We start from the raw sequence: 17,939 nt of genomic DNA, 5'->3' as shown, positions 1-17,939 counted from the left end.
GATCAGCGCACAGTTAGTCGGTCTTTGGGGGCGGAGCCGTTTTTTTATTCAAAAAAACGGGCATCCGGGCGACCCGTCGGACGAATGGGGTATCTAGGGGCAAAGGTACGGATTGTGAGTTAATCCAGAACGGGCCGGGCCGAGGCAATCAGGTTCGTGAGAATCACAAAGTCGGCTACGCCCAGTTGTTCGGCCCGTTTGTCCAGCAGCGCGTGCTCAGGTACTTCACCCAGGGGCTTGAGGGCGTTGCGGAGCGTTTTGCGGCGCTGGTTGAAAGCCGTTTTGACCACCCTAAAAAAAAGCGGCTCCTCGCAGGCTAGCTGTGAAGTACCGTTGCGCCGCAGCCGGATGATCCCAGACTGTACCTTGGGCGGCGGGTCGAAAGCCCCCGGAGGTACCGTAAACAGGTAGTCGATGTCGTAGTAGGCCTGCAACAGCACGCTCAAGATGCCGTATTCCTTGCTGCCGGGCGGTGAGGCGATGCGGCGGGCTACCTCCTTTTGCAGCATACAAACTACCTCGGGTACCTGGGCGCGAAGCTCAAGTACCCTGAAAAAGATCTGGGAGGAAATGTTGTACGGAAAATTACCAATGATGGCAAAGGGCGACTCAAGTACCTCGGCCACTGGCCAGCGCAAAAAATCGGCCTCGATGATGCGGGGCGCCAGCGCGGGGTAGTGCGTCTGGAGGTAGGCCACGGACTCGGTGTCAATCTCAATAACGTAGGTAGTGAAGTCCGGCTTTTCGAGCAGGTACTGGGTAAGTACCCCCATGCCGGGACCAATTTCAAGTACCTGCCCGTACTGGCGGTGGCCCGTCAGGCTGTCCACAATGCGCTCGGCCGAGCGGAGGTCCCGCAGGAAGTGCTGCCCCAGGTGCTTTTTTGCGCGTACTTTCAAAAGTTTTCTCTTCGTTTGGTAATCGTAAAACAAAGGCTAAAATTACGGCTAAATTCGTAGATTTATCCATTGGAAGCTGTCTGAGTTAGTTTCTTTAAGCTGCAACGTTGTCTTTTCGGCTACAACCTCGTTACTTTTCCGTTCCGTAGCTACGGCTACGGTCGAGGGCGCCCCCCGTCCAAAAAGTACCTCGTTTCGCTCGAAAAGCCTTCGTTTCGCCATTAAATGAATAACTCAAACCGCTTCTTAAAGAATTAGAAAGCGTCCGTTGCGCTGATTTCGCTACCTACCTATGGAAACCATCCCTTCGCTGCCCCAGTGGCAGCTGATTCATACTTCTCTCGACTCGCTGAACCTCATCGGCCTCACACTGGACCCGGCGCTGAGGGTGCGGGCCGTAAGCCCCTTCATGCTGCGCAAAACGGGCTGGACCGCCGAAGACGTAGTAGGCAAAAGCCTGGTAGAAACGCTCGTGCCGACCGACGAGCAGGAAGAGGTACAGGATACTTTAGAAGAGGGGATTCGGGGGAGAATAAAACTTGAGCGCCGGGAAATGCCGCTGTTGGCCAAGGATGGCTCCGTCCGGACGCTTTCCATCAATACCGTTTTGATGCAGCGCGAGGACGACGGCACCCTGAGCTCCCTCACGCTGGTGGGCGAGGACATCACGCGCCGCCTGCGCATGGAAACGGCCCTTTCCAAATCCAACTCCCAGCTTCAGGACCTTGTCGATAACACCAGTGACCTTATTCAGCTCATTACGCTGGAAGGGAAATTTATCTTTGTGAACCGGGCCTGGCGCGAAGTACTTGGCTACGGGCTGGAGGAGATTGCGTCCATGACGATCTCGGACATCCTGGACCCGCAGTTCAAGGAAAGTACCTTTGCCCAGCTCGAACGCATCCAGGCCGGGCAGCCCATGCCCGACTTTGAGACAGTGTTCCTGAGCCGCGCGGGACGGCGGATCTTCCTGACGGGGAGCGTCAATTGCCGGTTTGACCAGAGCAAGCCCACGGCCTTCCGGTGTATCCTGCACGATTTTACGGAAAAAATCCGGGCCGAAAAGGCGCAGAGCTTGTATTACAGCATTGCCAACTGGACCATCAGTACCCAAAACCTCGACGATCTGTACCACAACATCCACCAGGAGCTGGGCAAGATCATCGACGTCAAGAATTTTTTCATTGCCCTCTACGACCAGAACAAAAGCTACCTGTACTTTCCGTACTACGTGGATGAGTACTTTCAGGGCAACCTTCGCTTTACCAAGCGCCGCCTGGGCAACGGCCTTACCGAGTACGCCATTGCCTCCAACCGCCCGTTGTTCTTGTACGAAAAAGACATTGAAGAGCTGGCCCAAACCAACAGCCTGTACCTCTACGGCGAAACGCCCAAAGTACTCCTGTGCGTACCGCTGCGCATCGGCGACCGCGTGACGGGGATCATCGGGGTGAAGTCGTACGATAACTCCAAGACATTCGACGCCCGTGACCTGGAGCTGCTCGAATTTATCTCCGGCCAGGTGGCGTTGGCCATTGCCCGGAAGCAGAACGAGGAAGAGCTCAGCAAGTACGCCGCCCGGCTGAACGCGATCTTCGACAGCAGCTCCCACCTGATCTGGTCGGTCAACAAGAGTTTGCAGCTGACTTCCTTCAACCGCAACTACTCAGACCTCATCCAGATGCAGCTCAAAACGCCCCCGGCGCTGTACGTAAGTACCGAAAAGCTGGGCTGGCGTATGATGGATTCGCAGAACCGCCGCCTGCTCGAAAACCGGTACCGACAGGCTTTCCGGGGCGAAGCGCAGTACTTCGAGATCAAGATCGACACGCGGGAAGGTATTGAAATGTGGCTGGAGTTTTACCTGAACCCCATCCTGCTCACCGGTGGCGTCATCGAGGAGGTGTCGGGCATTGCGCGCGACATTACCCGCCGTAAACAGGCCGAAATAGCGCTGCGGCAAAGTGAGGAGGTATTTAGGGGTATCTTCGAAAACCTCCAGGATATTTACTGCCGCGTAGACCGCCAGGGCCGGATCACGATGATCAGCCCGTCGGTATTCAAGCGTACCGGCTATACGCCCAGTGAAGTACTGGGCCGGCCGGTCACGGACTTTCTCTTCGACCGAGCGCGCATCCACGCGGCGCTGATCCGGCTGCGCCGGGACAAAAGCCTGCGGAACTTTGAGGTAAGTATGCGCATCAAAGACGGTAGTGAGCGGCAGTTTATGTTCAACATGCTGATGTTTACCGACGAAAAGGGCAAGCCCATGGAAGTGGCCGTGCTGGCCCGCGACATTACGGAGCTCAAGCACAACGAGCAGGAGCTGCTCAAAGCCAAAGAGCAGGCTGAGCGCTCCCTCAAAGTAAAGGAGGGCTTCCTGGCCAACATGAGCCACGAGATCCGGACACCCATGAACGGCGTGATCGGGATGATCGACCTGATGTTTAATACCCAGCTCAACGACGAGCAGCGCGACTACGTCCTGACGATCAAGCGCTCCTCCGAGACGCTCCTGCACATCCTGAACGACATCCTGGATTTGTCCAAGATTGAGGCGGGCAAGATGGTACTGCACGAGGCCCCGCTTTCGCTGCGGGAGCTCCTCGAGAAGCTGGTGTCGCTCTTTGCCCAAACCGCCCGCAACAAAGGCAATACGCTGACTTACCACCTGGCCGACGACCTGCCCCGCTACATCGTAGCCGACCAGACGCGACTCCTGCAGATTCTCTCCAACCTCACCTCCAACGCCCTGAAGTTTACCGAAAATGGCTCCGTGCACCTGGAGGTATCCCTGCTCAACAAGCGCGGGCCTTTCCGCATGATCAAAGTAGACGTACACGACTCCGGGATCGGGATTTCAGAAGAGGATCAGGAAATGCTCTTTACGTCCTTTACCCAGGTCGATAACTCCTCGCGGAAGTCGTTCAGCGGCACGGGTTTAGGCTTGTCTATTTCCAAACAGCTAGGTCGGCTCATGAACGGCGACATTGGGGTAGAATCGCGCGTGGGCCAGGGAAGTACCTTTTGGTTTACCTTCGAAACCCAGGAAACGACCACGCCGCCGCCTTCCATGAGCGAGCAGGAGGAAGACTCCCTCATTGCCAATACCTTCACTACCTACCATCCCTGCATATTACTGGTGGATGACAATGCCGTGAACCGCAAGGTCGCCAGCGAAATCCTGAAAAAGGCCGGATGTGAAGTAACCGTAGCCAAGAGTGGATTTGAGGCCCTGGAAAAAGTAGAAGAGGTACTTGGGTCCGACGAGCGGCAAAACTACGACATCATCTTTATGGATATACAAATGCCCGACATGGACGGCGTCGAAACCACGGCGGAGCTCCGTCGGCGGTTCGGAGAGCAGCTGCCGCCCATCGTGGCCATGACGGCCTACTCCATGAAGGAAGACCGCGACCGGTTTATCAGCCAGGGTATGGATGACTACGTGGCCAAGCCCATCCGGGCGCAGCACCTCATCGCCAAGGTGAAGGAGATCCTGGCTACTACTTACGAGCAGCATCAGGTGCCTCAGGTACCCTCGCCGCAGGTACCTGAAAGTACCTCGCCCGTGCTGGATCGGGACATTGTGGACCAGCTGAAAGGCATCGGTGGCGCGGAGCTGGTGCGGTCGGTGTACGAAGACTTCGTGACCGAGTCGGACGAACTAATCCGGGAAGCGCTGGAGGCCTTTGCCAACAACGACATCGCCACCGTGAAGAGTCACCTGCACACGCTCAAGGGCAGTGCCGGTACGGTGGGCGTGATGCAGGTGGCGGACATTGCCCGCGAAGCGGAAGGCCGCCTAAAACACAACGACACCAGCACCCTGGCCGAGGCCCTGCCGCAGTTGGAAGCGGCCTATGCTATTTTTCTGGAAATCTACCCGCAAAAGCTGGACGCCTGGCTGTAAGTACCAAAGTACCCCCGCTTCAGTGGGCTTTGCCGAAGTTTTTTTCACCGGCCTCGATAGGTACCTTGAGGTGATTCTCGGCGGGTGGGATGGGGCAGCTGTAGTTGTCGCTATACGCGCAGTAGGGATTGTAGGCTTTGTTGAAGTCGAGCGTGAGGCGATTTTCGTGAATGTCGCCGGTGCGAAAATCCAGGTACCTTCCACCGCCGTACGAATCCTTTCCGTTGGTAGGATCTTTGAAAGGAATAAAAAGGTAGTCGCGGTACTGGAGGTTGGTGCGCAGGTTCAGGCTCTGGTATACGGCCAGGCGGCAGCGCTCGCCCCGGAGCTCGAAAAGTACCTCGCCGTACTGGACGTAAGGCTGTTTTTGCCCGCTATAGGTAGGCATGTCGAAGGGTTCGCTTTCGGGCGTCCGGACAAAAGTACCTTCCAGCCGGTAGGTTTCGTCCGGTTCGTAGAAGCGCAGGTACTTCAGATCCTTCTTTTTAAGGGGCGAGCTGGCCGAAGCAAGGAATTCTTGCCGGTACGTCTCTCGGTGTGAGCGGATTTGCTGCCCAAAATCCTGAGCTGGACAGGTACCTGTGAGCGCCAGCAGGAGGAAGCCCAAAGAAGAGACAAAGAGTAAGATTCTCATTTTTTTAGTGATTTTCGAGGTACTGGCGGTACTTATTTGCGTTCTTGATCGAAATATACCTAAATTCACCTGGCAAAAATAACCTTTTAACCCGACCAAGGCCCCTATGTCCTATACGAAACACGTATTGATAGCCGAAGACAGCTCGGTCATTCAGAACTTAGCTCGTAAAATCCTCGAGTTCCAGAATTACGAAATTACGGCCGTAAAGAACGGAGAACAAGTACTTCAACTGCTCGAAAAAGAAGACTTTGATATTATTCTGCTTGACATCAACATGCCCGTCATGGATGGCATGGAGTGTGCCCGGAGCATCAGAGCCCTCAGTGATCCTAAGAAGGCCCAGACGCCCATCGTGGCCATTACCGGAAACGCCAAAAACTACTCGGACGAAGATTTCAAGGAAGCAGGCTTCACGGATGCACTCATGAAACCCCTCAACTTTGATCGCCTGGTGGAAGTGGTGGCAAAACTGACGGAATAGCGTCCATGAATGTTACTTTTTTAGGAACCGGCACGTCGCAGGGGGTACCCGTTATCGCCTGCGACTGTGCCGTTTGCCGCTCGCTCGACTACCGCAACAAGCGCCTGCGGTCGTCGGTCTGGGTGGAAGTGAACGGCAAGTCGTTTGTGATTGACACCGGCCCCGATTTTCGCCAGCAAATGCTGCGGGCGCGGGTTCGGCAGCTGGACGCCGTCCTTTTTACCCACCAGCACAAAGACCACACCGCCGGGCTGGACGACGTGCGGGCTTTTAATTTCCTACAGCAAAAAGACATGCCGCTTTTCGGACGGCAGGAGGTACTTAACCAGGTACGTACTGAATTTGCCTACGCTTTTGCCGAAAAACGCTACCCCGGCATTCCCCGCCTCCAGCTGCACACCATCGACAACCAACCTTTCCTGATCGAAGGGGTACTTTTTACGCCTATCGAAGTGATGCACCACCAGCTACCCGTTTTTGGCTTTCGGGTGGGCGATTTTACCTACATCACCGACGCCAACTACATCACCGAGCAGGAGCTAAAAAAAATTGAAGGTACCCGCGTGCTGGTCCTGAATGCCCTGCAACGGGAGGCGCACATCTCGCATTTTACCCTGGCCCAGGCGGCCGAGCTGGCCGACCGGCTCAACGCCCCCATGACTTACCTCACCCACATGAGCCATAAAATTGGTCTGCACGGTGCCGTAGAGGCCGAGCTGCCGCCCAACGTCCGGCTGGCTTACGACGGGCTCCGCATCGAGCTGTAAGGTACCTCCAGGTACCTTCCTAGGTACTTTCTCTCCCCAGGATGCAAGTGGTACACTTTTTTGCCTATCTCCGCAAAAATCTCGTCAACCATGAAAAGTACCCTTTTGTCCCTTTTAGCCTTGCTTAGTTTCCTGGCCGTTACCTCGTGCAGTCCCCGCATAAAGGTACTTCAGGCTGAGAAATCCGAAGACTTCCGCCTCTCAGACTACCCCACGTTTGGATTTTACGAAATTGAAGCCTCGGGCGATACCACACCGGGCCGATTCCTGCGCAACGTGGGGGCCATCAAGCTGGCCATCATCCGGGAGCTGGAAGGCCGGGGCCTGACGCAGTCCAACGATCCGGCGCTGAGGGTGAACATCGGGATTGTGGTCAATGAAGAAATCCAAACCCGCCAGACCGACTTCCGTACCGACGGCATCCCGCGTTACATGGGGCAACGGCGGTACTCGTGGCGAAGCCAGGAGGTAGAAGTGGGCCGCTACCGCGAAGGTACCCTCTCGCTGGAGCTGGTCGATGCCCGGCAAAACCACATGGTGTGGCACGGTGCCGCCGAAGGCAGTATTCCCAGCAACGAACGGCGGCGGGAGGCGGTCATCGATCAGGCCGTGCATGAACTTCTGAAAGAGGTGCGGTGACGGGCGCGGGCAATTTCCTACCTTTGCTCTCCAATCAATGACCTTTCTTCGTGCATCAGAATCATTACTTCCTGCGCCAGCTGGCCCCCCGCCTCCACGAGGCCATCGGGGGCAAACGCTTCATGGAGGCCTTCAGCCAGGATAAGGACGAAATCATCCTGGTATTTGCCGAAGCGCGCGGGAAGATCAATTTTTACAAACCGTTCTTCCTCAAAGCCACCCTCCGGGCCGACTTTGCCTGCCTTTGTTTCCCCGATCAGTTTGAGCGCGCCCGGCGCAACAGCGTGGACCTCTTTACTGACCTCTACGACCAGGCCGTGACGCAGGTACTTGCTTACGAAAACGAACGCGCGCTGGGCATCGGGCTCGAAAGTGGCGAGACGCTGGTTTTTAAGCTCTTCGGGAATCGCTCCAACATCGTTCATTTTGATACCACCGGACGTACCGTCAACCTTTTCAATAATAAATTACTGGGCGATCAATACCTTCGGATCGAGGAGTTGTCACGGCCGTTGGACCAAACTTATGAGGCCTACCTGCGCGCCAACGGGCGGCACGAAGCGCTGTTTCCTACTTTTGGGAAATTAGTTAATACGTACCTTCGGGAAAAGCTGGCTGATCAATCCGACGCTGCCGAGCGCTGGGCCATTATCCAGGACGTAGTGCAGACGCTCGAACAGCCCGCCACCTACTACCTGTCCATGATCGACTACCAGCCGGTACTTTCGCTGCTGCCGCTGGGGGAGATCCGGGAGCCGTTTACGGACCCGATGGAGGCCGTTACGCGCTTCTACTACGCCTACGCGCGGCTGGGCAACCTGGAAAAGGAAAAGGGGGAGGTACTTCGGCTGCTTCGCAAGCGCATCCAGCAAACCGAAAACTACCTGGAGAATAACCTGCGCAAGCTGATGGAACTGGAAGAGGGTGGTCGCAACGAGCAGATGGGACACATCCTGATGGCCAACCTGCACCAGGTACCCGAGCGGGCCGAGCGCGTGGAGCTCTACGATTTTTACCGCGACCAGCCCATCCTGATTAAGCTAAAAAAAGAACTCTCGCCCCAAAAAAATGCGGAGATGTACTACCGCAAAGCCAAAAACGAGAAGATTGAAGTAGAAAAAATGGAGGAGGGCATCGGCATGCGGGAGCAGGAGCTAAACGTACTCCGGGCGCACGTAGCGGCCATTGAGGGCATCGGACAGTTGCGGGAGCTACGGGCGTATATCAAAAAAAATGCGCTGAAACAAAGTAGCGTGGTGGTGGATCAGGGGGAATTGTTCCGCAAAGTGGATTACCTGGGGTACACCATTCTGGTAGGCCGCAACGCCCGCAACAACGACCTCCTCACGCGCCAGTATGCCTACAAAGAAGACCTCTGGCTGCACGCCCGTGACGTGTCCGGCTCGCACGTGGTGATCAAGTACCAGGCCGGCAAGAAGTTCCCGTCTCCGGTGGTGGAGCGGGCCGCCCAAATGGCCGCCTGGTACTCCAAGCGCCGCACGGACAGCCTGTGCCCGGTGATCGTAACGCCTAAGAAATTTGTGCGAAAGCCCAAAGGACTACCCGAGGGGGCCGTTGTGGTGGATAAGGAAGAGGTGGTGCTGGTGGAGCCGAAAGGAGAATAAAAATTTGAAAAACAAGCAAAGTACCTGCCGTGGCTGAAAAGTACCTCATCGTGATAGCGGGCCCCACGGCCGTGGGCAAAACGAGCCTGTGCCTGCGACTGGCCCAGGAGCTCCGTACCGACATTATTTCCGCCGACTCGCGGCAGTTTTTCCGGGAGCTCAACATCGGTACGGCCAAGCCTACGCCCGCCGAGCTGGCCCAGGTACCCCATCATTTCATCAATACGCATTCCGTGGCCGAGGCCTACAGCGCCGGTGACTTTGAGCGCGACGCCCTGGCATTACTTGATCAGCTCTTTGTCGAGAAAGACGTGGTACTTTTGACGGGCGGTTCGGGCCTGTACATCAAGGCGGTGTGTGAAGGGCTCGATGACCTGCCCCAGCCGCTGCCAGGCCTGCGCGAGGAGCTAACTCACCGCCTGCGCGAAGAAGGGCTGGAGGAACTGCAAGCCGAGGTACATCGGCTCGATCCGGATTTTGCGGCCACGGCTGAGGTACATAATCCGCAGCGGGTGGTGCGGGCGCTAGAGGTATTTTACACCACGGGGCGGCCACTTTCTTCGTTTCAGGAAAACAAAAAAACGGCGCGGCCATTCCGGACGGTACTGGTAGCGCTGGAGCGCGAGCGGCCGGAGCTCTACGGGCGGATCGAGCAGCGGATGGATGCCATGCTGGCCGAGGGGCTGGTGGAGGAAGTACGCGGCCTGACGGCTTACCGCCAGCAGCACGCCCTGCAAACGGTGGGTTACAAAGAAGTATTTGGGTACCTGGACGGCGACTACGACTACCACGAAATGACGCGGCTCCTCAAGCAAAACTCCCGCCGCTACGCCAAGCGGCAGCTCACCTGGTTTAGGCACCAGGGTAGTTTCCGGTGGTTTGGGGCCGACGACTACGCCGGGGTACTTGGCTACATTCGGGAAAGTACCTTGGGGTACTTTGACCTATACTAAAGCCTTCCAAGGTACCTTATGAAAAGTACCTTGGAAGGCTTGAATAATAACTAACAAACGTTATGCTTCGTCTTCCAGCTCCCGGTAGGCCAGGATGCCGCCAAGTACATTCCGTACGTTCGTGAAGCCGTTGGCTTGCAGGTACTTCTGAGCATTGCCGCTGCGGGCCCCCGAGCGGCAATGGATCACTATCTCTTCGTCTTTCAGAGATTCCAGCTCGTCGAGGTGGTCGGGTAGGTCGCCCAGGGGAATGAGCCGTGCGCCCAGGTTGTCGGCTTCGTACTCGTGCTCTTCCCGCACGTCGATGAAGACAAAATCTTCGCCGTTGTCGAGGCGCTCTTTTAATTCTTGTACCGTAATATCCATTGCGTATGTACTTTAAAAGGAAATGAAATCGGGCTTTATCCTAACTAAACACAAAAATAGGTTTTCAGCGCTAAAAGTTCGTTTAGGGCCAATTCTATTTCACAAGTACCCATTTCTGCGTAACGGTACGCCGACCGTCCGAGAGCCGCAGTAGGTACATGCCCGCCGGGAGGTTGTCGAGGTACGCTTCGCGAATGCCGGGAGTAGTTCTGAGGTTACGAAGCAAGGTACCTTTCAGCGAATACACGTCAATCTGCCGGATCTGGTCGTTGTCCCAGCGCAGGTACCCGTCCGACGGATTGGGATACACCTGCACCTCAAGCGGTAGGGTAGGTTCCGGGCCCGTCACCACCTCGCTGGCCCGGCCACCCACGTAGGGGCGAATCATGACGGCACCTTGCAGCTCGGTATTACCCACCCACTCCTGCGAGAGATTGGTGAAAAGCTGCGAAGTACCCAGCGTAGAATTTCGGTCGAAACCCACCACCAGCGCGCCTTCCCCGATTTGCAGCCAGCCTACGTAAAACGTGTCCGTCACGGCCACGCCTTGCGTAAAAGGATAGTCGATGAACTCGTTGCGGCGCGTACCGTACCGGATCGGCACCGACTGCTGGTGCAGTACCCGGTCGGGGTGGCCGTTGGCGTTGCTGTACACCTGGATGGTCACATTCTGGCCGGTAAGATCAGTGCGAAAAGGGACCAGGGCCATCCGGACGCCGCCCAGCGTATCGGGTTCATTTCCAATGAAGCGCACCAGGGTACGTCCCAGCCGCTGGTTCATGCGCACGCCGTACTCGGCCGAGCCGTCGTCGTAGGCGTAGTAGTCGGAGAGCTCCGTGTAGGCGCTGATGGTATCGTTGCGGCGGAGGTTGACGGTCGGTAGGGAAGGGTTTTGGTCGTCGGTGGTCAGTAGGTCAAAGGTGTACTTTAACCGAAGGCTCGAAGTACCTGCCGGAACGTTGAGCGGACCAACCCGGGCGGCCTTGGACTGGGTTTCGCCCGCTCCGATAAATACCGAAAGCGGATCTTCGTAGCGCTGAAGTACCTGCCCCGTTTGCGCGTTCTGAATGCTGAACGAGAAGGAGGTAAAATTGAAGGTATTGAACAAATTATTGATGTCGGTCCGGACGGAGTCGGCCATTTCCGCCTGGGGTTGCAGGCGGTACTGTTTTAGCGGCAGGGCCGTGTAGCGCCTAAACAGCGGCGAGAGCGGCTGCCGCACGGCTACGTCTTTGATGAAGCGGTCTTGGGCCGAGCGGCCCTTATTAAGGTAGAGGTAGTCGAGGTGCCAGGTATCGAAAGAGCCCGACTGCCGGCCGTACGACCGGAACCGAAAGCGGAAGTTGGCGTGTAGGTAGGCCGCTTCGCGGATGGGTACGAAGGTTTGCTGAAAAAGCGAGTCAAACTCGGCCCCGCCCTGGCGCCACACCGTGATCCACGTCCCGGCCTGATTCAGGAATTCGAGCCGGAAGGTATCGGCCCCGTCGGGTAGTTCGCCCAGGCCTCGGGCCTGCCAGTAAAAGCTCAGGTACACCGAGTCGGCGGCCGTTAACCCACCCAGGTTGATGGGCTGCGAAGTAAGCGTATCGGTGTCGCCCTGGGCGAGTTCACTCCCCAGGTTGTAAGGGGTACCTTGGGCGTTCAGTCCGTCGAAAGTAGCGATGTTGATGGAAGGGTGGGTCGTGGTAAGGGTGTTATTGATGTACACCCCACTGCCCGGCTCCCAAAGGCTGGCGTCGGGGCGAAGCGGGGAGGTAGAAAAATCGTCGAAAAAGGGAAGCGTCAGCGCCTTCGTACGAGCTGCCTGAACCGGGCCGGTTGGAGGCGGCAAGGTACCTAGCGGCACCAGCTCGAGCTGCGCCTGAGCACTGGCTATTGAGCCCAGGTAGGCCAGCGCCAAGACGAACCCTACCAGTACTTTTTTCCTCAAAAAACTAAAACTGTTGAGATTCATCATTCGCGTCGGGCTCTTCGTTCGGGCGCACTACCCACAGGTCAATTACGTCACCAATCCGGGTTTTATTGCCTGCTTCGGGATTTTGTCGTACCACCGTACCAGGCTCCTTGCCTTCCTCGTCGACAATGATCACCTGCCCCGTTTTGAGCCCCGCCCCGTCGATCTGGAATTTGGCCTCATCGAGCGGCATTCCGATCAGGCTGGGGGCGCTGAAGGTCGTATTGCCCAGGCCATTGCCTACTTCCAGGTCAATCTTGGAGCCTTTGGCGATTGGCTGGCCGGGCAAAATTTCTTTGCCGTTGTACAGCTGCTTCAGGACCGAGTTCTGGGCCAGGTCAGGCACGTAGCGTAAGGTACCTATTTCGAGGCCCATGCTTTTCATGAGCATTTGGGCGCTGCGGTAAGTCAGGTCGGTGAGTTTGGGCATTTTGATCAGCGGCGCCGTGCGCGAAACGACCCCGATGTATATTTTTCGTCCCTGCTTCACCTTGGAGTTGGGCTGCGGGTTTTGCGAAATGACCGTCAGGGGGGGAATGTTGGCCACGAAGGTGCAGTCAATGACCTCGTACTGCAGGTCGCGGCTGTCGAGGAAGTCGTCCAGTTCTTCCGCGTTCATTTTGCGCAGGTCAGGTACCGTAATGGACTCCCCGTGGTTGGTGGTGAAGGGGAGGTAGACAAAGAAAAAGCCAAGGAACAGGAGGGTGATCAGCGCGAGGATGATGCCAATATGAATGAATAGGTCCTTGCGGGACTTGGTACTTATTTGAGCCATGGGCTTACGGTAAACTTTTCGTTTCTGAACGGTAAAAATAGCGCGAATATTTCACCCCGCCAACATCTTCTTGTCAGTAGCCTTTCAGAATCCGTTGGATGTATTTGCCCAAAATATCAAATTCAAGATTGACGCGATCACCCGCCCGGAGCTGATGAAAGTTGGTGTGCTCGTGGGTGTAGGGGATAATCGCGACCCGAAAGGCGTCGGGCTGGGAGTTAAAAACCGTCAGGCTCACACCGTTGATGCAGATCGAGCCCTTTTCTACGGTGATGTTGCCCAGGCTGGAATCGTAGCTGAAGTCATACAGCCAACTGCCGTCCACCTCCTGCACCTGGCTGCAGGTACCTACCTGATCCACGTGTCCCTGCACAATGTGCCCGTCGAAGCGCCCGCTGGCGGGCATACAGCGCTCCAGATTTACCAGGCTGCCGGTCTGGAGCTGGCCAAGGTTGGTTTTTTGCAGGGTTTCGTCCACGGCCGTAACGGTGTAGGTGTCGCCTTCGATGGCCGTCACCGTGAGGCAAACGCCGTTGTGGCTCACGCTCTGATCTACCTTCAGCTCCGGGGCCAGGCTAGAGCGTAGCGTAAACGTAATATTGGTCCCTTCGGCGGTGCGGCCCACGACCGTCGCCAGATTTTCGATAATGCCCGTAAACATAAATTCAGGAGAAGAATAAAGAGGTCTTGAAAAAAACGAATGATCGTACCCAACAGGTACTTGCCAGGTACCTGTTTCTAGCACTGCCCCAAAGTACGGGCTAAATGGGGAAACCAGAAAATTTGGGCGAGGCAACTCCCGTTTTCGTACGCGGACCCAAGCGGTATAAGGTACTTTGGCGAACGGTATTTTAAGGCTATGTTAAATTATGGCGCTGTCCCTTATTCCTGCTTGCTAGCTGGTTATGCTTTATTTATCTTCACCGCTGAATACCTCACCTACCGTATTAGCTATGACTATTTCCACACTATTCAACCTAATGGCCCTGCTCCGCTCCACTTCCCCGGAAATCGCTCACCCCTTCCTGGGGAAGTATCTTTTTTTAACTTGTTCCTAAAGTACCCTTCGTCGTGCTTGCCGCCGGTATTTCTATTTTTTATGTATCCAAACCAAACGATTCAATCCCATGAAAAAGCCCTGCACCTTGTTCATTCTTTGCTTCCTGATTTCCCTCACTACCTACGCCCAGACCGACCAAGGTACCTGGCTGGTGGGGTTGTCGGGGAATGGCTCATTCCAAAAAGACGGACTCAATCGCCTTTCTCAAGTTCAGTTGGCTCCGCAGCTGGGGTACTTTGTGGCCCGTAACCTGGCCCTGGGAGCGCAGCTTTCGCTCGACCAGCGAGAGAGTCGCTACAGGGGAAATACCACGTTAAAAAGCCATGCGACAAGTGCCTACGGCCAGGCGCGCTACTACATCGGCAACGCAAAACTTAAGCCTTACGCCACGATCCTGGCGGGGTACGGCTGGAACCGGGGCCACGGACTGGATGGAACCGGCGACTTGGTACGCTTCCGGGGCGATGATGGGTGGCAGGCCGCCGCCGGGGCGGGACTGGCCTACTTTGTGGGGCCTCAGATAGCCCTGGAAGCCGAGGCGCACTACCGTTTCCTGAACCACGGTAGGTTCGACCGCGACCGCTCCGCCACGACCCTTCGCCTAGGGATTGCCCTCTACTGGTAGTACGCAGTACGAAACGCGATTGATCCGGGACACTTACTTAGCTTTTTAGGCTTTTGCTTGTTCGGGAAAGCGGAACATCGGATTTTTGCCAAAAAATGCAACGATTCGCATGTTTAAAAATAAAATAATTCGGTGGAGTACGGTGGCGATGCTCATAGCGATACTCGCCTACTTTTTTGTTGAGACGTTCTCATCCGATACCAAGACGGACGGAAAGAAAGCCGAGCAGACGCTCTCGCCCGAGGAATACGCCCGGCAGCTCCGGCGCGATCGGGAAGAGAAAGACGAACTGTTTCACCATTCCAACGATTCGCCCATTACGGATAAAGGTACCTTCAAGGGCCTGAGCTACTTTGAGCCCGATCTGAGCTACCGCGTTCGGGCCGCGCTGGTACCCTACACGGCGGAGGACAAGGAACTGAAAATTACCTACACCGACGGCACCGTCGAGACCTTCGAGCGGCTATTCTACGCCGATTTCTTCCTTGATAATGAGCCACAACGCCTTCTTTTGCTCAAAAATGAGGGAACCGTTTCGGTATTTTTCCGCGATGCTACCAGCGGCTCCGAGACCTACGGCGGCGGGCGCTACCTGGATTTTACGACCGCCGAGGTAGGTAGTGATTCGCTGGTGCTGGATTTCAACGAAGCCTACAATCCCTACTGCGCGTACAATCCGTCCTTTGCGTGCCCACTTCCCCCGGCTGAAAACACCCTGCGGGTAGCGATTCGGGCGGGTGAAAAATATCAAGCAGAAAAATAGTACTTTTGGGGCTTGATTCGAGTTTTTGAAAAACAAAGTTCCTGAATTTTATTGAAGACTTACCCGCATGAAGATTTCCTATAAGTGGCTTAATGATTTGATTGAACTCACCGAAACGCCCGACGAACTGGGACGCTGGCTTACCGCCACGGGCCTGGAAGTGGAAGGAATTGAAGAAGTAGAAACGGTGAAGGGTGGACTACGCGGTGTAGTGGTAGGGGAGGTACTTAGCTGCGAGCCTCATCCCGACGCCGACCGCCTGCGGCTCACTACCGTAGACGTGGGGCAAGAAGCGCCGCTTTCGATCGTGTGCGGGGCACCCAACGTAGCCGCGGGCCAAAAAGTACTGGTGGCCACGCTAGGTACCACGCTGTACCCTACCGGCAGCGAGCAGCCGCTGGTGATGAAGAAAGCCAAGATCCGGGGGGCGCTGTCGGAGGGGATGATCTGCGCCGAAGACGAGCTAGGGCTAGGTACTTCGCACGCGGGTATTCTGGTATTGAACACCAACTTGCCGAACGGAACGCCCGCCGCCGAGTACCTGGGGATGTCTTCCGACTATACTATTGAAATTGGACTGACCCCCAACCGCGCCGATGCGGCCTCGCACTACGGCGTAGCCCGTGACCTCAAAGCCGTGCTGGGCAAACGCATTCAACTACCCGCCGTGGCTACTTTCCGGGTGGATAATCACCAACTACCCATCGAGATACGGGTGGATAATACCGAGGCCTGCCCCCGTTACGCGGGCGTAACCCTCACGGGCCTGCGGGTAGAAGACTCACCCGCCTGGCTGAAAGCCCGTCTGACGGCCATCGGCGTCCGGCCGGTCAACAACGTGGTAGATGCCACCAACTACGTATGCCACGAGTTGGGCCAGCCCTTGCACGCCTTCGATGCGAGCCAGGTCAAGGGCAACCAGGTGGTGGTGAAGACGCTGCCGGAAGGTACTTTGTTTACGACCCTCGACGGCCAGGAGCGCAAGCTGCTGGCTACGGATCTCATGATCTGCAACGCCGAAGAACCCATGTGCCTTGCGGGCGTGTTTGGGGGCGCGAAGTCGGGCGTGACGGAAGCTACGACGGCCATTTTTCTGGAATCGGCCTACTTCTCGCCCGCCTGGGTGCGGCGTACGGCCCAACACCACGGCCTCAAGACCGACGCTTCTTTCCGCTTCGAGCGCGGCACGGACCCGAACCTGCCGCTCTACGCGCTCCAGCGCGCAGCGCTGCTCATTCAGGAAGTGGCCGGAGGGCAAGTCTCGTCCGAGGTACTTGATGTGTATCCCAGTCCCATCGCTGATTTCCAAGTACCCGTCAAGTACCGAAACGTAGATCGCCTCATCGGGAAGGTACTTGATCGGGCCTTAATCCAGCGTATTCTGGAGAGCCTGGACATTCGGGTCGAAGCCGTACACGAAGGCGGCTTTACGGCCGTAGTACCTCCCTACCGAGTAGACGTGCAGCGCGAAGCCGACGTGGTGGAAGAAATCCTGCGCATTTATGGTTTTGATAACCTGGAGCTATCCGAAGCCCTCAGCTCGGACTACATCTCCGACTTCCCCGTCAACGATCCCGACAAGCTCCGGCTCCGCGCCACGGAGTTGCTGGCGGCCAACGGCTTTCAGGAAATTATTACCAATTCTCTCACCAAGCCCATTGCGCAGGAGACACTTCGTGAGAGCCTGCTCGGAGAAGAAGTACGGATATTGAACTACCTGAGCGAAGAGCTGTCGGTGATGCGCCAGACGATGCTGCTTTCGGGCCTTGAAACCGTAGCCTACAACCTCAACCGCAAGCAGCGCGACCTGAAGCTCTTCGAATTTGGCAAAACCTACCATAAAGTAAATGGAAAGTACGTAGAGAAAAACCACCTGAGTCTGCTGATCACCGGCCACGTGCGGCCCGAAACCTGGATCGAGAAAGCCCGCGAGGTACAGTTTCATGACCTGGCGAGTTCCGTAACGCAGCTATTGGCGGCCCTGCGGGTAAAAAGTACCGAAACTACCGAAGCCGACCGCTCGCTCTTTCAGTACGGGCTCACGCACACGCTCAATCGGAAGCCGCTGGTGAGCCTGGGGCTGGTCGATCCGCAGCTGGCCCGCCTGGCTGAGGTGAAGGTGCCCGTCTTCTACGCCGACTTCGACTGGGATTACCTCCTAAAACAATACAGCGCCGTAGTGGAGTACCGCGAGGTACCTCGCTTCCCCGAAGTACGGCGGGATTTGTCGCTGGTACTGGAAAAAACGGTTAGCTTTGAGCAACTCCGCCAACTTGCTGAGCGCACCGAAAAGCAGCTACTCCGTAAAGTAAATGCCTTCGACGTGTACGAAGGAGAAAATTTATTGGGCAAAAAGGCCTACGCGTTAAGTTTTACTTTGCAGGACGACCAGCAGACGCTCACCGACAAGGTCATTGACAAAACCATGCAGCGCCTGATGGCCGCTTTTGAGCGAGAACTAGGGGCCGTAATCCGCAAATAA

General features: G+C 56.3%; 15 protein-coding genes. 9 read left to right on the top strand and 6 right to left on the bottom strand.

Translation table 11 applies throughout. The features are described from left to right. Positions 1–119 precede the first annotated feature (119 nt). Entirely contained in the window at positions 120–899 is a 780-nt protein-coding gene (gene rsmA, locus HNQ92_RS09970) for a 16S rRNA (adenine(1518)-N(6)/adenine(1519)-N(6))-dimethyltransferase RsmA (RefSeq protein ID WP_246439859.1), read from the bottom strand. 292 nt (positions 900–1,191) lie between these two features. Between rsmA and HNQ92_RS09965 the strand changes: the two genes are divergently transcribed. Then, positions 1,192–4,812: a PAS domain S-box protein gene (locus tag HNQ92_RS09965; RefSeq protein WP_184173670.1), complete on the top strand. Its 3,621-nt coding sequence runs from the start codon at positions 1,192–1,194 to the stop codon at positions 4,810–4,812. A 19-nt stretch (positions 4,813–4,831) separates the two neighbouring features. Here HNQ92_RS09965 and HNQ92_RS09960 read toward each other — a convergent pair whose 3' ends face one another. Then, positions 4,832–5,446: a DUF1684 domain-containing protein gene (locus HNQ92_RS09960; RefSeq protein ID WP_184173668.1), complete on the bottom strand. Its 615-nt coding sequence runs from the start codon at positions 5,444–5,446 to the stop codon at positions 4,832–4,834. 106 nt (positions 5,447–5,552) lie between these two features. On the opposite strand from HNQ92_RS09960, the gene HNQ92_RS09955 reads away from it, so the two are divergent. The 5 genes from HNQ92_RS09955 to miaA all read left to right on the top strand — a co-directional run bounded on the left by HNQ92_RS09955 (position 5,553) and on the right by miaA (position 9,914). Next, positions 5,553–5,930 (top strand): response regulator, encoded by a 378-nt coding sequence (locus HNQ92_RS09955; protein ID WP_184173666.1) that lies wholly within the window; start codon positions 5,553–5,555, stop codon positions 5,928–5,930. Between the two features lie 5 nt (positions 5,931–5,935). Continuing rightward, positions 5,936–6,697, top strand: a complete 762-nt coding sequence (locus tag HNQ92_RS09950; protein ID WP_184173664.1) for an MBL fold metallo-hydrolase — start codon at positions 5,936–5,938, stop codon at positions 6,695–6,697. Between the two features lie 90 nt (positions 6,698–6,787). Continuing rightward, positions 6,788–7,336 carry a DUF4136 domain-containing protein gene (locus tag HNQ92_RS09945; RefSeq protein WP_184173662.1) on the top strand — a complete coding sequence of 183 codons (549 nt, stop codon included), beginning with the start codon at positions 6,788–6,790 and terminating at the stop codon, positions 7,334–7,336. Positions 7,337–7,386: 50 nt separating this feature from the next. Beyond that, positions 7,387–8,961, top strand: coding sequence for an NFACT RNA binding domain-containing protein (locus HNQ92_RS09940; protein ID WP_184173660.1), 1,575 nt, complete (start codon positions 7,387–7,389; stop codon positions 8,959–8,961). Between the two features lie 29 nt (positions 8,962–8,990). Then, positions 8,991–9,914: a tRNA (adenosine(37)-N6)-dimethylallyltransferase MiaA gene (gene miaA, locus HNQ92_RS09935; protein ID WP_184173658.1), complete on the top strand. Its 924-nt coding sequence runs from the start codon at positions 8,991–8,993 to the stop codon at positions 9,912–9,914. Between the two features lie 60 nt (positions 9,915–9,974). On the opposite strand, the gene HNQ92_RS09930 is transcribed toward miaA, so the two are convergent. The 4 genes from HNQ92_RS09930 to HNQ92_RS09915 form a co-directional block, all read right to left on the bottom strand. Beyond that, the gene (locus HNQ92_RS09930) at positions 9,975–10,280 is read right to left on the bottom strand and encodes a rhodanese-like domain-containing protein (RefSeq protein WP_184173656.1); all 306 of its coding nucleotides are present in this window, start codon (positions 10,278–10,280) and stop codon (positions 9,975–9,977) included. 94 nt (positions 10,281–10,374) lie between these two features. After that, positions 10,375–12,237: a T9SS type A sorting domain-containing protein gene (locus HNQ92_RS09925; protein WP_246439856.1), complete on the bottom strand. Its 1,863-nt coding sequence runs from the start codon at positions 12,235–12,237 to the stop codon at positions 10,375–10,377. Beyond that, positions 12,215–13,009, bottom strand: a complete 795-nt coding sequence (locus HNQ92_RS09920; protein ID WP_184173654.1) for a PASTA domain-containing protein — start codon at positions 13,007–13,009, stop codon at positions 12,215–12,217. The genes HNQ92_RS09925 and HNQ92_RS09920 overlap by 23 nt, the downstream gene beginning before the upstream one ends. A 73-nt stretch (positions 13,010–13,082) precedes the next feature. Then, the gene (locus HNQ92_RS09915) at positions 13,083–13,670 is read right to left on the bottom strand and encodes a riboflavin synthase (RefSeq protein ID WP_184173652.1); all 588 of its coding nucleotides are present in this window, start codon (positions 13,668–13,670) and stop codon (positions 13,083–13,085) included. Between the two features lie 466 nt (positions 13,671–14,136). On the opposite strand from HNQ92_RS09915, the gene HNQ92_RS09910 reads away from it, so the two are divergent. From HNQ92_RS09910 to pheT, 3 genes are all read left to right on the top strand, one after another. Beyond that, positions 14,137–14,694, top strand: a complete 558-nt coding sequence (locus HNQ92_RS09910; protein WP_184173650.1) for an outer membrane beta-barrel protein — start codon at positions 14,137–14,139, stop codon at positions 14,692–14,694. Between the two features lie 148 nt (positions 14,695–14,842). Continuing rightward, positions 14,843–15,457, top strand: coding sequence for a DUF1684 domain-containing protein (locus HNQ92_RS09905; protein ID WP_246439854.1), 615 nt, complete (start codon positions 14,843–14,845; stop codon positions 15,455–15,457). Positions 15,458–15,524: 67 nt separating this feature from the next. Then, positions 15,525–17,939 carry a phenylalanine--tRNA ligase subunit beta gene (pheT, locus tag HNQ92_RS09900; RefSeq protein WP_184173646.1) on the top strand — a complete coding sequence of 805 codons (2,415 nt, stop codon included), beginning with the start codon at positions 15,525–15,527 and terminating at the stop codon, positions 17,937–17,939.

This window comes from Rhabdobacter roseus (assembly GCF_014202275.1).
Taxonomy (GTDB): domain Bacteria; phylum Bacteroidota; class Bacteroidia; order Cytophagales; family Spirosomataceae; genus Rhabdobacter; species Rhabdobacter roseus.
The sequence above is the reverse complement of the archived record's forward strand: the minus strand, read 5'-3'. Positions and strand labels throughout refer to the sequence as shown.

Excerpts from the sequence above, each read along its gene's own strand:
- HNQ92_RS09910 (WP_184173650.1), top strand. The coding sequence starts at position 14,137 with ATGAAAAAGCCCTGCACCTTGTTCATTCTTTGCTTCCTGATTTCCCTC.
- HNQ92_RS09930 (WP_184173656.1), bottom strand. The coding sequence starts at position 10,280 with ATGGATATTACGGTACAAGAATTAAAAGAGCGCCTCGACAACGGCGAA.
- HNQ92_RS09955 (WP_184173666.1), top strand. The coding sequence starts at position 5,553 with ATGTCCTATACGAAACACGTATTGATAGCCGAAGACAGCTCGGTCATT.
- HNQ92_RS09960 (WP_184173668.1), bottom strand. The coding sequence starts at position 5,446 with ATGAGAATCTTACTCTTTGTCTCTTCTTTGGGCTTCCTCCTGCTGGCG.
- HNQ92_RS09920 (WP_184173654.1), bottom strand. The coding sequence starts at position 13,009 with ATGGCTCAAATAAGTACCAAGTCCCGCAAGGACCTATTCATTCATATT.
- HNQ92_RS09950 (WP_184173664.1), top strand. The coding sequence starts at position 5,936 with ATGAATGTTACTTTTTTAGGAACCGGCACGTCGCAGGGGGTACCCGTT.
- HNQ92_RS09905 (WP_246439854.1), top strand. The coding sequence starts at position 14,843 with ATGCTCATAGCGATACTCGCCTACTTTTTTGTTGAGACGTTCTCATCC.
- HNQ92_RS09915 (WP_184173652.1), bottom strand. The coding sequence starts at position 13,670 with ATGTTTACGGGCATTATCGAAAATCTGGCGACGGTCGTGGGCCGCACC.
- HNQ92_RS09945 (WP_184173662.1), top strand. The coding sequence starts at position 6,788 with ATGAAAAGTACCCTTTTGTCCCTTTTAGCCTTGCTTAGTTTCCTGGCC.
- pheT (WP_184173646.1), top strand. The coding sequence starts at position 15,525 with ATGAAGATTTCCTATAAGTGGCTTAATGATTTGATTGAACTCACCGAA.
- HNQ92_RS09925 (WP_246439856.1), bottom strand. The coding sequence starts at position 12,237 with ATGATGAATCTCAACAGTTTTAGTTTTTTGAGGAAAAAAGTACTGGTA.
- HNQ92_RS09965 (WP_184173670.1), top strand. The coding sequence starts at position 1,192 with ATGGAAACCATCCCTTCGCTGCCCCAGTGGCAGCTGATTCATACTTCT.